This is a genomic window from Vreelandella stevensii S18214, assembly GCF_000275725.1.
Taxonomy (GTDB): Bacteria; Pseudomonadota; Gammaproteobacteria; order Pseudomonadales; family Halomonadaceae; genus Vreelandella; species Vreelandella stevensii.
The window spans coordinates 165,424-180,783 of the sequence record NZ_AJTS01000036.1 but is presented as its reverse complement, the minus strand read 5'-3'; the positions used below and the strand labels follow the sequence as shown (position 1 = coordinate 180,783).

Genomic DNA, 15,360 nt, shown 5'->3' with positions numbered 1-15,360 from the left:
GCCCTGCCTTCAATTACAAACGGAATCGCTGTGCACAGACAAGCTGTGCACAGCAACGTTCACCATCGACGCTACCATGTCACCCCTGCCGGGGTGGCTGGCACGGAGTCGGCAGGGGGAAGTGCGAGCGTTAGATGGACTTAATGGTGCCCTTGGGCAGTACGGCAGCCACGGCATTCTTCTGCACGTTGACTTCGGTACCTTCCGATACTTCCAGGGTCAGGAACTCATCGCTGACTTTGGTCACGCGGCCTACCAGGCCACCACCGATGACCACTTCATCACCCTTGGCCAGGCTGGAGACCAGCTGACGGTGCTGCTTGGCACGTTTTGCCTGGGGGCGCCACAGCAGGAAGTAGAAAATCAGCACAAAGCCGACGAGCATGACGATTTGCGCAATACCACCGCCAGCGGCGGCTTCCTGGGCATGGGCTGGTGAGATGAAGAAATCCAGCATTGCAGAGAACTCCTGAGTTAGAACAATGGGTGAACCGGTTGACGCCACTCAGCATGGCCGGTGGCGGTTAGTTATCAGGTTTCAGGTCCCGCAAGGGGAGGCACCGGCAAGCCGCGCCGTGCATAGAAGCCTTCCACAAAGGTCGTCAATGTACCCGCTTCGATTGCCGCGCGCAAATCAGCCATGACGCGCTGGTAGTAGCGCAAGTTATGGATGGTGTTGAGCATCGAACCGAGCATTTCGTTGCAGCGGTCCAGGTGGTGCAGGTAGCCACGGGAAAAATTCTGGCAGGTGTAGCAGTCGCACTCTTCATCCAGTGGACGCGTGTCGAAGCGGTGCTTGGCATTGCGGATCTTGACGATGCCGTCCGAGGTGAACAGGTGCCCGTTACGCGCATTGCGGGTCGGCATGACGCAGTCGAACATGTCCACGCCGCGGCGTACGCCCTCGACCAGATCCTCGGGCTTGCCGACCCCCATCAGATAACGCGGGGTGTCGTCGGGCATCCAGGTGGGCAGGTAGTCGAGGACCTTAATCATCTCTTCCTTGGGCTCACCCACTGACAGGCCGCCGATGGCCAGGCCGTCGAAGCCAATGTCCAGCAGCCCCTTGAGTGAGCGTTCGCGCAATTCAGGGTACATGCCGCCCTGAATGATGCCGAACAGCGCCGAAGGCGAATCACCGTGTGCCGTGCGTGAGCGCTTGGCCCAGCGCAGCGACAGCTCCATCGACTTCTCGGCCTCTTCGAAGGTGGCCGGGTAGGGGGTGCACTCATCGAAGATCATCACTACGTCAGAGCCCAGCGAGCGCTGCACGGCCATGGACTCTTCCGGCCCCATGAACACTTTGCTGCCGTCCACCGGCGAGCGGAAGTGCACGCCTTGCTCGGTGATCTTGCGCATCTCGCCCAGCGAGAAGACCTGAAAGCCGCCTGAGTCGGTGAGGATCGGCTTGTCCCACTGGGCGAAGTCGTGCAAGTCGCCGTGGGCTTCGATGACATCGGTGCCCGGGCGCAGCCAGAGGTGGAAGGTGTTGCCCAGGATGATTTCCGCGCCAATCTCTTTCACCGACTCGGGCGTCATGCCCTTGACGGTGCCGTAGGTACCCACCGGCATGAAGGCTGGCGTCTCTACCGTGCCCCGTGGGAAGTGAAGGCGGCCCCGGCGCGCACGGCCGTCTTCCGCAAGGCGCTCAAAGCGCATAAAGCATTCGTTTCGCATCACAATCGCTCGTTGATCTATCGGGTGGCACAGCGCTAGCGGGTGAGCAGCATGGCATCGCCATAGCTGAAAAAGGCGTAGCGCTCTTCTACCGCCGTGCGGTAGGCGTGCATGATGTGGTCATAGCCTGCAAAGGAAGACACCAGCATCAGCAGTGTCGACTCGGGCAGGTGAAAGTTGGTGATCAGTGCATTGACACAGCGCCACTGGTAGCCAGGGTAGATAAAGATATCGGTATCGCCGCTGAACGGGGCGATCTCGCCGTTGCTACTTTTCATGCAGGCACTCTCCAGGCAGCGCACGCTGGTGGTGCCTACCGCTACCACGCGCTTGCCGGCCGCCTGGGTATCACTCACCTGCTGGCAGGTGGCTTCGGTGACCTCGATCCACTCGCTGTGCATGTGGTGTTCGAGGATGTTGTCGACGCGCACGGGCTGAAAGGTGCCTGCGCCCACATGCAGGGTCACGAAGGCACTTTGTATGCCTTTTTCGGCCAGTGCATCCAGCAGCGGCTGATCGAAGTGCAGCCCCGCCGTAGGAGCGGCCACGGCACCGTCGCGGCGCGCATACACGGTCTGATAGCGTTCACGGTCGCTCAGCTCGTCTTCCCGAGTGATGTAGGGCGGCAGCGGCATATGGCCGTGCTGCTCCAGCAGAGCAATCATCGGCGTATCGCCCAGAAAGCGCAGCTCGAACAGCGCATCGCGGCGGCCTTCCACCACGGCATGAATGTCGCCTTCGAAGATCAGCTCGGTGCCCGGCTTGGGCGACTTGCTGGAACGCAGATGGGCAAGCCCACGGTGGCTGTCCAGCGGGCGCTCCAGCAGCATCTCGACTTTTCCGCCACTAGCCTTGTGGCCGTGCAGGCGTGCCGGTATCACTCGGGTGTCGTTGAATACCAGCAGGTCGCCTGGCTCCAGCAGTTCCAGCAGATCGGGAAAGCGACGATGCGCCAGCGCACCGCTCTGGCCATCCACACATAGCAAGCGGCAATCGCTGCGCTGCTCGGACGGATAGCGGGCAATCAGCTCATCGGGTAGCTCGAAATGGAAATCTGCTCGCTGCATGGGGAGTGCTCTTTCGGTGGTCAAACAAGCCGCCTAGGATAGCGCTTTAGGCGCATAAAGTCAGTCGATGTGATTGACCTTGCGGGTTAACTCCGTATAATGCGCCTCCTATGCCGGTATGGCGGAATTGGTAGACGCAGCGGATTCAAAATCCGCCGCCTTTACGGGTGTGCCAGTTCGAGTCTGGCTACCGGCACCAAACATGAAGGGCCTGACGTTTTACGTCAGGCCCTTTTTTGTGATGTCCAAAGTGTCCTTTCGTGTCGCGGTATTCTGCCCGAGAGCGCCCATGTGTTTTCTAATGCTCTTAAACAGGGCATTACCCCCTCTTTTTTCAGGTTTCTTTCCTACTTCTTTATGAAATACTTGACCCCATTTGAATGGCGCCTTTCCGTGAGGCTGCCGGGGCGACGGTCGCCTAACTAATTAGAAAACGCATTCGCCATGAGCGCTTGCGAACCTTCAGTGGAGATGTGCTCAATGGCGATGTCATCAGCCGATATTCTCAAGTCGACACAGCCCGGCGTTGTGAACGGTCATTTGCTCAATGGTGTCAGGGTCAGCAGCGTAGAGGCTCAGGGCGCTTGGCAAGCACTTTCCGACACCCGCAGTGACGTATCGCGCATTGAAGTACCGGCAGATCCCCATGAGCGCGTGGCCTTCGTGCGCCGCTGGATGGAAAAGAACCAGAAGACTCTCAAGCAAGGTGGCATGGCCGCCACGCTCGTCTTGCCCTTGCTCGCCCAGCAGGCCTTGGCCGATAAAATGGTGCCAGTGAATGACCTGCAAGGCGTGTCAGAAGTCATTCGCCAGCCCAACGGTAGCCTGACGCTGATGATGAACAGCGGCCAGCGTATCGACTTGATGGCGGCGGACGTGGCGCTGGCCAACGGGCGCGTCGTGGTCGATGTGGACGCTCTCATGCAGCAGCTCGGTAATGACAGCGGTCTTCTGGTGCCGCTTAGTCAGCTACCGGATGTGCAAACCTGGGAGCTGTTGCCTGACGGGAACGTCCTGGTGACGATGGCCGATGGGGCGCAGGTCGTGGTGCCACGCTGGGCGGTGGTCGAGCAGGGTGACCTGTTGTTGATCAGCCCCAGCGATGCCTTGCAGCAAGGCATCGCCGCTGGAGAAGACTTCGGTAATTTACTGTTCGTGCCCAGCGCCTCGTTTACGTCGGCACCATCGGGCGCCGCTGCCGCGGCGGGGACCACTGGCTCGAACAGTGCGCCGGTTAGCTCGTTTGCCGATATCCCGCCATGGCTTTATATCGGTGGTGGTGCCATTGCGGTAGGTGCGGCGGCTACAGGCGGTGGTGGCGGCGGTGGCAGCTCGCCAGCACCTGAGCCAGCACCAGAACCAGAACCAACGCCAGAGCCGCCTGTAACGGTGAGCGGTTATGTCATTGATGGCTATATTTCAGGCGCTACCGTTACACGAGCGCTTGACGCTAATAGTGTGACGACCAATCGAGAAGGCTTTTTTGAGGGCTTGCAGGGCAGCGGTATCTTGACCGCGACTGGCGGGGTCGATATCTCGACCGGTCTGCCTTTTGTCGGTGAGCTGCGGGCGCCTGAGGGGGCGACCGTCATTACACCGCTCACCACTATGATGGTACAACTGGCTCAGCAGTTTAACTTGAATGATGCGGACGCCCAAACGGCTATTAAAACGGCGTTAGGACTCGACCAGCGTATTGACCTGGTAAACACTGACCCACTGGCTGAGTCGTCGCCGAACGCAGACTTGCTTATTGCCGGTGTCAAGGTTTCGAGTTTGTTGGCCATGGCTGCGACGGCAGGTATCAGTAATGAGGATGCTCTGTCTCTGCTGGCTGAGGCGTTTAATGAGGCTGATGATGTCGATGCGCCACTCAGTAATCAGGAAATGGCCGATTTACTGGGTTTGCCGACAATTGCAGGCCAAGTGACGCAGGCGCTGGATGCCATTGATGCGGCGGGTGAAAATCTGAATGTAGAGGCCTATCGTGAAGGTGTGCGTAACCCGCTGCGCGATGCACAGCGTGATGCGCAAAATCCTGATAGCAGCCTATCCGACACTATTGAAACCCGTGCCGACCTACCCTATTTGACGTTACAGCAAGCCGTTACGCTGTCACAAAATAACGAATTACCCTCTCAGTATTTGCTTAATCCGGACCAGCCCTTTGCGTCCGGTAATCTCGGGCTAACGGTGGCAGCTGACCGCTTAGTGCTTGTGCAGCAAATTCTGGAAGGTGACTACGATGCTGATAGTGCCCCCATCGCGCTTGAAGATATATATACGTGGGCTATTCGCGCACGTGTAGAAGATGTATTGGTGACAGGTGGTCTTGAGCGCCCAGCGGTATTGGGTGCCACACGTGTCATGGTAACCAACGACACCATTAGGCCTGACCAGTTTGCAGATTTAAACACGCTGGATAACTTTGTGTTGGGCAACACGATAGTACCTTATCGTTTGGAGCAGGCGCTTAATACATCTGAAATGCCTGCGAATTATACTCTTGACCCAGATACTCTACTGCTCAAAAACGACTTGACGCTTCGCGAAGCAGCGGAGTTGATTGATGCAACACGTTTGCTGATAGACCGTGCAGTTAATGCCGAAGAAGATGGTTTGACGCGAGAGATGCTGCTTGACTGGACTGTTTTGGATAGCTTCCAAAACGTTATTAGCGCGTCCAGTGCTGATCCTCAGTTGAATGAGGCGGGGCGTGTGAGTGTGACCGAATCCATAATTACACCGGCTCAATTTTCACAGCTGAGCAGGCTTGATAATTTTGACCTGGGTGTCACAGACGTTATTTATACCTTGGAGAATGCGTTGGCGGTAGAAACATTGCCCGCTAATTATGTTCTCGATTTAGATGCTCCATTGGATGCTGGTGTGGTCACTGTTTCTCAGGCGATTGCATCATTTGCGGATGTCTCTCGGGTTTTGCAAGGAGCTAATAATCAACCCCCTGTGTCATTGTTCCAGTGGTCGGTTAGTGACACAGCAAGTGCTATTATTGATAGTATTGAAGAGAGCGCCGTTACTGGGGCCAACCCTGTCGTGATTAGTGATCGTGCCATCACTGTAGAAGAGTTTGAGCTTCTTAATGGTCTGGATAATTTCCAGTTGGGAGAAACCGTCGTAAGTTATACGCTTTCTCAAGCGGTTAACGCAGCGGTGATTGCGGAAAATTACGATATTTCAGATAGCTCTGTGTTAAATGCAGGTAGTTTGAGTGTCGTAGAGGCAGAGCAGTTGCTGAGCTCGGTAGAGTTGATTTTGTCAGGTGCTATGAACGCACAGTCCTTAGACGCGGACCAGCTCTTTAATTGGACTGTTGTAGATAGTGCGGATAATATTTTAAGTGCGGATAATGTGCCGCACCTGCTGAGAGCAACGTCAGTTAGCGTCAGTGATGACTTAATCACACTGTCAGAGTATGAAAGCCTCCTTGGTTTAGACAGTAACTACATAAGGACGGGCGAAGTCGTCGAATACACGCTGGAAGAAGCTATCCGAGCGGATGATAGAGGAACCTTGCTGAATGGCTATGCGATTAGTGTAGACAGCCTGCTTGACGCAGGGGAGTTGAGTGTTGCGGAAGCACAAGAGGCCTACCTACAGATCACTGAACTGGTAGACAGTGCTGAAAATCGTGACAGCTTAGGCGAGCGTCTACCTTTCCATTGGGTAGTCGTTGATGATGCCACCGTGATTATTGAAGACTTGTTCGAGAATCACGTTGCGTTAGCTGATCAGGTGTTTGTTTCAAATGCTGAAATTAGCCAGCCAGAATATGAGCGTCTTATCGAGTTAGAAAATTTCGACTTAGGCTCCACGGTCGTGCGATACACGCTTGAAGGTGCCGTCAATACAGATGTCGCGTTACCCGATAGCTATTTATTAGAGACAGATACCTATGCACCAGGTGAGCTGAGTGTTGCTCAGTCTCGCTCGACTCTTGAGCGTGTGGAGTTGGTTGTAGGTAGTGCTGATAATGCTGATGGTTTAAATGTCGACGAGCTTTTTAATTGGATCGTTCAAGATAGTGCAAGTGCCGTTCTAGCAGTCGAGCAAGGTGCTGCTTTCATGGTTGGTGCTGACGAGATTCGTCTTACTGACCAGCAGATTACAGTTGATCAATTCGAATCTTTATTGGCGATCGGAAATGATAATCGGGGTTATCAGCGCGGCAATGAACAGGTTGAATACACCCTCGGCCAGGCATTTGAGCGAGGCCCCGATGATGTGGTAGATAATTATCTTATCAATACACAGCCGCAGCTTGTTCTGGAGTCCCTGGCAGCGGAAGATGCCATCGAGAATCTGTCTATCGTTCGCGAGTTGTTAGGTGGGGCAGAGAACTCGCCTGACCTGAGTAGCGTTTACTCCTGGAGCATTCTGGATAGCTACAACAATATTCAGTCACGCTTGGGTGCTTCTGCTCCTGACGGCCTCCAACTTGCTGAAAGTGTTGAGGTGACAGACGAAACGCTGACAGCAGCTCAATATGAGCAACTGATGGGTAGATTAGATAATTTCAGTTTAGGGGAAGAGGTAACCGTAGTTTACGCTGATATCAATGATGCACTTCGAGCTCAGTCGGCGGATATATTAGCGCCTGATGGTCGCTTCGTGCTGAATGATACTGCAACACCTTTTGTAGCGACACTCGTCGTTGAAGAGGCTGCAAACGAGCTAAAAAATGTGCGTGCAGTATTAGAAGCGGGTCGAAATGTAGAGAGTGATAACGAGACCGCTCAACGTCTGTTTGACTGGACGGTGAACGATACGGCAAGCAATATTATTCAAGCTATTGCACAAGATCATATTGTCTTGGCCGATCGTGTTCAAATTACGGATGTGCAGTTGACTTATGAACAATACCAGTCACTCATTGGTCTTGGCAACTACGATTACAATAGTGATCCGGTGGAGATTTTGTATACGCTTGAAGAAGCGTTAGAAATCATTGAGTCAGAAGGGGTGGAGGCGCTTGTCAAGGGAGAAGAGGGCAATAGTGCAGGCTACCGTCTTGCTGATACAGAACTGTCGATTGGTGTTTTGACGGCGGAAGAAGTAAGACCCATTGTAGAGAGCGCCGTACTCGCCCTTTCAGGTGCGAACGCCCCTGTTCCCGCGGTGAATGAGCTGCTGAAATGGAGCGTTATCGACTCAGCTTCTGCCTTGTTGGCTACCCAATCGAATAATCAGTTTCCTTTGTATTTGACAGGCGCAGAACAGGTGTCGGTCAATAATGATATTCTCGCCATTGCAGACCTTCAGCGGTTACAACGGCTGAGTAATTTTGAGCTGGAAGATACGCCTGTCAGATTTATCTTTACCCGCAACTTGACGCTTGGTGATATCGAAAACATTGCTGATAGCTATGAAATTGTGGCAAGCAGGGTTGAAATACCCAACTTCTTACTTACTAGCGTGCCTAATGCTGAGACACGTTATCAGGCTACACAAGCCATTGTAGATGGAGCGCTTAATCGTCAAGCGGTGAGTGTTGAAGCACTGCAGACGTGGAGCATCACGAGCGCTCAGCCAGACGAGCTTCTTGCTGCGGGCGCCGCTCCGTGGATCAGCGGAGCGGACACGATTACATTGGATCTGGGTAGTAGTGCATCTCTGACTCCTGAGCAGTACGAGGCCTTTGTTACCTTAGGCAACGTAGATCTCGATAATGTTAATGTCAGCTATTCGCTAGAGGAAGCGATTGCTGAAGTCAATGCAGGGGGGGAGCTGCCCGGCAGTAATGAGGGGCGGCCGGGTAGCTATGAAATTAATGCTGGACAGCCATTCGATGCCGCATCGTTAGTGGTCAGTGAAGTAGAGTCTCTGTTAGTGACGGTAGAGGAGATTCTCTCAGGGGCAAGCAATGCTGAAAGTCTCGACCGTGAAACGCTGTTAAATTGGGTAATCGAAGATAGTGTTGATCAAGTGCTCAACTCAATAGGTAGTGAGGCTTTGTCTGCCGCTAGCAGTGTTCGGGTGAACGTGGACGAAATTAGCTTCCAGGACTTTGAAGTGCTCAGCGAGCTACCCAACTTTGACCAAGAAGGGCTGACCGTCACGTACCCACTAAGTGCTTTGATACAGCGCTCTCTGGATGGCTTAAGTCTTCCCGAGAATTATGCCTTGCAAACGGATCAAGCATCGTTCTTTGATGCAGGGGCGTTGGATGCTCGGGCAGCCGAGCGGTTGTTCGAGACATCGACATTACTCTTGGAGGGAGCGGTCAATAGCGATACTCCTCTATCGTCATTAGCCACTTGGGTAGTCCAGGATACCTATGCGAATATTTATACACTCAATGTAGCGGGTAATAATGGTGTTCCTGCTGAATTCTTGATCGATGATGCAGCAAGTATTGTCATTATTGATGACCCGCTCGAAAGTGATGATGAGCAAGACCTGAATATCACTTTTACGGTCAACGGCTATACCCACCAGCCAGGCGCCGCACCGGGTGGGAGCGTCACGCAGCTATCCAAAACGTTTAATGTTGACGGCCAAGCGGCTGACGGTATTGAGCTGATCACGGATTTCCGAGTAGGAAGTGAACCAGGCTTCGATCAGCTGTTCATCGACCTGACGGCCAATGAGTTCGATGCGCTGCGCGGTGATGAGCCTGGCTTTGAGCGCTATGACGATTTGACTGCGTTAGGTGAGGATATTGCGTTTGCCGTATTTACCACTGAAGAGTTCATGAATGGCACGGCAGGTTGGCTGGATCAACTTGGCCTGAACAGTGACGAAGTGGTATACCTGTTGGCAGGTAATGGAGACACCCCCGACATTGAAGATGATGCTCAGCTATTCCGTGTTGAACTCACAGGCAGTGACTTCGATACCCAGTTGATCGCCAACTTCGAAAATCTGGACCTTAACGGGTTCCTCGAAGATAACTGGAATACCAACTACAACATCACTTGATGCATGTGAAAGCTCCTGCAGTGGCAAGCCAGGCTCTGCAGAGGCGGGCTTGTGTTGGTGCGCAGCGTAAATCATGCCACTATCAACGCGTGGCCAGGCAGTTGACTGGTCACGCATGTCATCACTTCATCAACCCAATGTCGCGGGAGACAACCCCATGGGCGTGACCTATCACGAAAGCAATGCACGCATGAGCCAAGTGGCCATTCATAACGGAACGGTCTACCTCGCGGGCCAGGTGCCGGCCGATGCCACGGTGGGCATGCGTGGCCAAACCGAACAGGTGCTGGCGCGTATCGATGAGCTGCTGGCGCAGGCGGGCACTTCCAAAGAGCACCTGATCTCTGCGCAGGTATGGGTCACCGACATGGCCGAGTTCGCAGAAATGAACGAAGCGTGGGAAGCCTGGGTAGTTCCGGGTCGTCCGCCGGTGCGCGCTGCGCTGGAAGCCAAGCTGGCCAAGCCCGAGTGGAAAGTGGAAATCATGGTCATCGCGGCACTGCCCGACGCCTGATCGGTTGCTTCAAGGCTGTCACGAGGGGGCGTTAACCGAGCGTTAACGCCCCCTCGATTTTTCTTTCGTGATCGTTTTATAGTGAAGCTTCCTTCTCACACTTCCCGAACGGTACGGTCATGGTCCAGTTCGAGCTGCATAGCCGCAATCTGGCGCAAGAGCAGGTAGCGCACACCCACGATTTTCACCAGTTGATACTGGCCACGTGTGGCGTGACGGAACTGTCCATGGAAGGCCAGGGGGAGCGGGTGACCGCTCGCCGGGGCTGCTTGATCCCTTCGTCACGCCATCACGAGTATCAGGGCGATGGCAGCAACCGTACCCTGGTGCTGGATATCCCCGTGCAGCACCTGGCCACGCTGGAAAAGGGCAGTGAGATCGAGCGGCTATTCGATAAACCGCGCTTCTTTACCGTTCCCCCCGCTTTGAACCAGCTCACCCATGCGCTGGCCCATCAGTTGGATCAGTGTCCAGCCCTGCAAAACGAAATTGCCGCACTGTTACTGCGGGCGCTCTACATGTACCTGCAGGATGCACCGCTCCAGACGGCAGCCCAAATGGGCGCGCGCTGCATCAGTGAGCGGCTGGACCTGGAGCGCCTGGATGCCTGGCTCGATCAGCACCTGGCCGATGACATTCGTGTCGAGCAGATGGCCGCACTATGCGCCTTGAGTCCCGGCCACTTTCATAGCTGCTTTCGTGAGCTGACCGGGGTGACGCCGCTGGCCTATGTGCAGCGCAGGCGGCTGGAGCATGCGCGCACCCTGGTACGCCATAGCGCCATGAGCCTTGGCCATATCGCCATGTTGGTGGGTTTTCGCGATCAGGGCAGCTTTTCCCGCGCCTACCGTCGTTACTTCGACATTTCCCCTTCGTCGGATCGCTAGCGTCTGAAACCTCGGCCTACCTGACTTACGGGCAAACTTGCCAGAGTCTCGGGCAAGCAACCGTTGCTGCATCGTCGTAGTCTCAAGAGAAGTTCGATGACTCTGGAGAGCGCTGATGCTACCACCCTCGTTTTATCCCCATACCCACACGCACGCGTTGGCCTTTGCTACCCATCGGGTCATTGTGCAAGGCCTCGTCGCCTGTCACCTGCAGGGGGAGTGGGCATGAAGGTCATTTCTGCCAAGGAAGTCGAGCAGTGTTTAGCCTGGCCAGGCCTGATCGAGCGCCTGCGCCACACCTTCGTGAACGGGGTGGAGTCGCCACCGCGCCACCATCACGCCATGCATCGGCCGGATGGCGAAGCCACCATGCTGCTGATGCCCGCCTGGGAAGCCGCAGGCTATATCGGGGTGAAGATGGTCAACGTGTTTCCGCAAAATGCCGAACACGGCCTGCCGGCCATTTCCGGCCTTTACCTGCTCAGCGAAGGCCAACACGGCCAGCCGCTGGCGTGCATCGATGGCAGCGAACTGACCCGCCGTCGCACCGCCGCTGCTTCTGCGCTGGCGGCTCAGGTGCTGGCCCGGGAAGACGCCGAAACGCTGCTGGTGGTGGGTACCGGCAAGCTGGCCCCCATGGTGATCGAAGCCCACGCAAGCGTCAGGCCCATCAAGCGCGTGCTGGTCTGGGGGCGTAACCCCCACAAGGCAGCCGCCATTGCCGAAGAGTATGCAGACCGCTTCGATACCCAGGTCGTCGACACCTTGGCCACCGCCGTGGCAGAGGCCGACATCGTCAGCTGCGTGACGCTCTCCACCCAGCCCATCATCCGGGGCGAGTGGCTGACGCCAGGCACGCACCTGGACCTGATTGGCGCTTTTCGTCCGCAAATGCGCGAAACCGATGCCGAGTGCCTGCGCCGTGCCCAGGTATTCGTGGATACCTACGCGGGGGCCCAAGGCGAGGCGGGCGACATCCTGCAGGCCATCGAGGAAGGTGCCTTCCAGTTCGAGGAGATCCAGGCGGAGCTGGCCGAAGTGCTGGCAGGCTCTGCCCCCGGCCGTTCGGACCAGCAGGCCATTACGCTGTTTAAATCGGTGGGGGCTTCGCTGGAGGATCTTGCCGCCGCGATTGAGCTGTGGGAGACACTGCCACGGCAGCATTGATAAAACCCGCTGCAGGTGTAGGCCGCACAACAACAACTCAGGCCGCTCCACCTGTCGCGTTGCTACGCCAGTCATAACGCGATCGACCAATAACCCGAACGAGGTATGTTATGAACGCTAAACGCTCCGTGCTATTCGCTGCTCTGGCAGTGCTTCCGTTGGCAGTGGCCAGCGCTTCGGCACAGGCCCAGTCTTATGAAATGGTGATTGCCACCCAGCTCCCGGAAGACATGAGTAATAACGAAATCTATCCGGCGCTGGTGCATTTTAAAAACCTGGTAGAAGCCCGCACCGGTGGGGATCTGGAGGTCACCCTGTTTGGCGGTGGCCAGCTCGGTTCTGAAGTGGAAAATGGCTCAGAAGTGCAGGGTGGACGGACGCTACAGTCCACCATCATGTCCGCTGGGGCAATGTCATCGTTCTACGGTGACTATCAAGCCGTTACAGCCCCTTTCTTGTTTACCAGCTGGCGCCAGGCGTGGAGCTTTTTTGACAGTGAGTGGTTTGCCGATTTCATGTCGGGCACCGTGGAAGCTGCCAACATGCGCTACCTGGGCACCTTCGATGATGGGGGCGGCTTTGTGGCCTTTACCAACAACGTTCGATTGATCGAAACGTTGGAGGATCTGGAAGGGCTCAACATTCGCACCGAAGAGAACCCTGCCCACGTGGCCATCATGCGCTCGCTGGGGGCGTCTGCCACGCCGCTGCCCTGGGGGGAGCTGATCACTGCGTTGGAAACCGGCCTGGCCGATGGTCAGTTCAACGCTCCGGTCCTCAATACCACGTTCAACTTCGATGCGGTCACCGACTACACCACGCTCACCGGGCATGTGTATAACAGTGCGCCCTGGGTGGTCAGCGAGTCCTGGTACCAGTCGCTGCCGGAAACCCACCAGCAGGCGTTGGTGAGCTCTGCACGTGAGGCCATTCAGCTGAGCCACGGCATGTCGGGCGCGCTGGCCACGGCTAGCTGGGTAGAGTCCTGTGAGCGTTTCGAAGCGTGCTACCTGATGCCTGACGCCGAACGTGAGCGTATGGCTGAGATTGCCCGCCCCGCCTGGCAAGAGTGGATCGTTAACGACTTTGGAATGGAAGCAGAGCGTGTGCAGGGGCTGTTGGATGAAGTCGAGCGTGTGGGTCAGCAACTGGCAGAAGACGACATGCGCATTTATGGCCAATAAAAGCCCCGCCTGAAACCGACGTGCATCATCACGATGCGCGATGAAAAAACACCGGGGCCTTGCCCGCCCTGGTGCGAGGACCCTCGCCATGAGTGTGCTAACGCCTTTACGCCGACTTAGCGATGTCGTTAATCAGATAGCCATTGTGGTATGTGTTGGCTGTATTCTGGCGATGCTGAGCATCTCCTTTACCGCGTTCCTGTATAAGTTGATGACGGGCAGCACGCTGAGCTGGACCTACTCGTTGGCCAGACTATTTCTGCCTTGGATCGGCTTTCTGTCCATGACCATCTCCTTGCGCTACGGCGAGCACGTTGCCATGACGCTGCTGGTCCGTAGCCTGCCGAAAATACTGGTGCAGGTGGCAGCAGGCGCCTGTTTGGCGATTATCGGGCTCTTTGCCCTCATGCTGACCTGGTATGGCTGGGGGTATTTCAGCAATGCCACGCAAGTTTACATGGTGTCTGACCAGATTCGGATTCCCAGTAAGGTCACGGCCATTGTGGTGCCGATCAGCGGTGCGATCATGCTGCTACATCTGGTGCATGGGTTTGCCTTGCTGGAACACTTTCTTGATGAGCGGGAAGTCATCGATGAGCTCATCGAAACCGTGGATGTGGAGCGCCGCTCATGACCCCTGCCATTATCGTTTTTGTGTTGTTGCTATTGATTGGCGCACCGGTCGCTGTGGTCATGGCCATGTCGGGCTTGGCGGGCGGCTTCATGTTAGGCGGTGAGCGCATGCTGGGTATTATTGCCGACCGCATGTTCTCGGGCGTTTCCGGCTTTCTGCTGATTGCCGTGCCCTACTTTATCTTTACCGCTGAGCTGATGAACCAGGGAGGGCTCACCCATAAACTGATCGCCTTCAATAACTCGCTGTTTGGGCGTGTTCGTGGCGCGCTGTCCCACGTCAATATCTCGGTCTCGGTATTTTTTGCCGGGCTAACCGGAGCGGCGGTGACCGATACGGTGGCAATTGGCAAGATCATGATTCCCGAGATGAAGAAGCAGGGGTATGACGCCGAATATGCGGCCGCCGTGACGGCCTGCTCCTCTATCATTGGGCCGATCATTCCGCCTAGCGTGGTGATGGTGGTTTACGCCACGTTATTGCGCGATATCTCCGTCATCGACCTGTTCGCGGGCGGTATCATTCCCGGGCTGCTAATGGCGCTGGCCTTGTTGGGGGTCAGCTTCTTTTTAGCCTGGAAGCGAGGCTATCCCAAACAAGCGCCTACCCCTTTTAAAGTGGCCATGATGTCGCTGGTCGTTGCGCTGCCTGCCATGGTCGTGCCGTTCATCATTCTGGGCGGCATTCTCTCGGGGCTGACCACCATTACCGAAGCTTCGGGCTTCGCTGCGGTATATGCCATCGTGATTGGCATGGTGTTCTACCGTAACCTGACGTGGAAAAAAGTCTGGGCTGCGCTGGTCACGACAGTGCGCTTTTCCGGCGTGGTGTTTTTCCTGCTGGCCACCTCGGCAGTGTTGGGCTGGTTCGTGACCCGCTCCGGGATCGCCCGGGAAGCAGCGGGTTTGATCACCACGTTTAGCGATGCCGCCTTCATGCAGCTGATGCTGGTATGCGTGCTGCTCATTATTATCGGCACCGTGATGGATGTCCTCCCCGCGTTGGTGGTGGTGGCGCCAGTGCTGGTGCCCGCCATGATTCAGCTAGGCTTCGATCCGCTGCACTTCGCCATTCTGATGATCGTGGTGCTCAATATTTCCAACGTGACACCGCCGGTGGGGATGACGCTCATGACCGCAGCGAGAATTGCCGAGGTGCCCTATGAACGGGCCATCGTGGCCTCTCTGCCGTTTTATGTCTCGTTTCTGGTGGTGATTGTGCTGCTGGCAGCCTTCCCGGCGCTTTCCACCTGGATTCCGTCACTGCTGTGATTCGCTAAGGACTGCAA

General features: G+C 55.9%; 10 protein-coding genes and 1 tRNA gene. 8 read left to right on the top strand and 3 right to left on the bottom strand.

All coding sequences use genetic code 11. The features are described from left to right. Positions 1 to 130: 130 nt before the first annotated feature. From yajC to queA, 3 genes are all read right to left on the bottom strand, one after another. Complete coding sequence (yajC, locus tag HSS18214_RS0108725; RefSeq protein WP_016914910.1) at positions 131 to 457, bottom strand: preprotein translocase subunit YajC; 327 nt, start codon at positions 455 to 457, stop codon at positions 131 to 133. Positions 458 to 531: 74 nt separating this feature from the next. Further along, on the bottom strand, positions 532 to 1,659 hold the full coding sequence (tgt, locus tag HSS18214_RS0108720; RefSeq protein ID WP_016914909.1) for a tRNA guanosine(34) transglycosylase Tgt: 1,128 nt from the start codon (positions 1,657 to 1,659) through the stop codon (positions 532 to 534). A gap of 53 nt (positions 1,660 to 1,712) precedes the next feature. Further along, a complete protein-coding gene (gene queA, locus HSS18214_RS0108715; RefSeq protein ID WP_016914908.1) occupies positions 1,713 to 2,744 on the bottom strand; it encodes a tRNA preQ1(34) S-adenosylmethionine ribosyltransferase-isomerase QueA in 1,032 nt (343 codons plus the stop codon). A gap of 112 nt (positions 2,745 to 2,856) precedes the next feature. Here queA and HSS18214_RS0108710 point away from each other — a divergent pair. The 8 genes from HSS18214_RS0108710 to HSS18214_RS0108675 all read left to right on the top strand — a co-directional run bounded on the left by HSS18214_RS0108710 (position 2,857) and on the right by HSS18214_RS0108675 (position 15,343). After that, positions 2,857 to 2,943 (top strand) — tRNA-Leu (locus HSS18214_RS0108710). 281 nt (positions 2,944 to 3,224) lie between these two features. Further along, positions 3,225 to 9,686: a hypothetical protein gene (locus HSS18214_RS0108705; protein WP_016914907.1), complete on the top strand. Its 6,462-nt coding sequence runs from the start codon at positions 3,225 to 3,227 to the stop codon at positions 9,684 to 9,686. Positions 9,687 to 9,843: 157 nt separating this feature from the next. Further along, the gene (locus tag HSS18214_RS0108700; RefSeq protein ID WP_016914906.1) at positions 9,844 to 10,200 is read left to right on the top strand and encodes a RidA family protein; all 357 of its coding nucleotides are present in this window, start codon (positions 9,844 to 9,846) and stop codon (positions 10,198 to 10,200) included. A 119-nt stretch (positions 10,201 to 10,319) separates the two neighbouring features. Beyond that, complete coding sequence (locus HSS18214_RS0108695; RefSeq protein ID WP_016914905.1) at positions 10,320 to 11,087, top strand: helix-turn-helix transcriptional regulator; 768 nt, start codon at positions 10,320 to 10,322, stop codon at positions 11,085 to 11,087. Between the two features lie 225 nt (positions 11,088 to 11,312). After that, the gene (gene lhpI / locus HSS18214_RS0108690) at positions 11,313 to 12,254 is read left to right on the top strand and encodes a bifunctional Delta(1)-pyrroline-2-carboxylate/Delta(1)-piperideine-2-carboxylate reductase (protein WP_016914904.1); all 942 of its coding nucleotides are present in this window, start codon (positions 11,313 to 11,315) and stop codon (positions 12,252 to 12,254) included. 110 nt (positions 12,255 to 12,364) lie between these two features. Continuing rightward, positions 12,365 to 13,438 (top strand): TRAP transporter substrate-binding protein DctP, encoded by a 1,074-nt coding sequence (dctP, locus tag HSS18214_RS0108685; protein ID WP_016914903.1) that lies wholly within the window; start codon positions 12,365 to 12,367, stop codon positions 13,436 to 13,438. Between the two features lie 88 nt (positions 13,439 to 13,526). After that, positions 13,527 to 14,072, top strand: a complete 546-nt coding sequence (locus HSS18214_RS0108680; RefSeq protein WP_026001825.1) for a TRAP transporter small permease — start codon at positions 13,527 to 13,529, stop codon at positions 14,070 to 14,072. Continuing rightward, complete coding sequence (locus HSS18214_RS0108675) at positions 14,069 to 15,343, top strand: TRAP transporter large permease (RefSeq protein WP_016914901.1); 1,275 nt, start codon at positions 14,069 to 14,071, stop codon at positions 15,341 to 15,343. The genes HSS18214_RS0108680 and HSS18214_RS0108675 overlap by 4 nt, the downstream gene beginning before the upstream one ends. Positions 15,344 to 15,360 lie beyond the last annotated feature (17 nt).

Excerpts from the sequence above, each read along its gene's own strand:
- HSS18214_RS0108700 (WP_016914906.1), top strand. The coding sequence starts at position 9,844 with ATGGGCGTGACCTATCACGAAAGCAATGCACGCATGAGCCAAGTGGCC.
- HSS18214_RS0108680 (WP_026001825.1), top strand. The coding sequence starts at position 13,527 with ATGAGTGTGCTAACGCCTTTACGCCGACTTAGCGATGTCGTTAATCAG.
- HSS18214_RS0108695 (WP_016914905.1), top strand. The coding sequence starts at position 10,320 with ATGGTCCAGTTCGAGCTGCATAGCCGCAATCTGGCGCAAGAGCAGGTA.
- lhpI (WP_016914904.1), top strand. The coding sequence starts at position 11,313 with ATGAAGGTCATTTCTGCCAAGGAAGTCGAGCAGTGTTTAGCCTGGCCA.
- HSS18214_RS0108675 (WP_016914901.1), top strand. The coding sequence starts at position 14,069 with ATGACCCCTGCCATTATCGTTTTTGTGTTGTTGCTATTGATTGGCGCA.
- tgt (WP_016914909.1), bottom strand. The coding sequence starts at position 1,659 with ATGCGCTTTGAGCGCCTTGCGGAAGACGGCCGTGCGCGCCGGGGCCGC.
- HSS18214_RS0108705 (WP_016914907.1), top strand. The coding sequence starts at position 3,225 with ATGGCGATGTCATCAGCCGATATTCTCAAGTCGACACAGCCCGGCGTT.
- dctP (WP_016914903.1), top strand. The coding sequence starts at position 12,365 with ATGAACGCTAAACGCTCCGTGCTATTCGCTGCTCTGGCAGTGCTTCCG.
- yajC (WP_016914910.1), bottom strand. The coding sequence starts at position 457 with ATGCTGGATTTCTTCATCTCACCAGCCCATGCCCAGGAAGCCGCCGCT.
- queA (WP_016914908.1), bottom strand. The coding sequence starts at position 2,744 with ATGCAGCGAGCAGATTTCCATTTCGAGCTACCCGATGAGCTGATTGCC.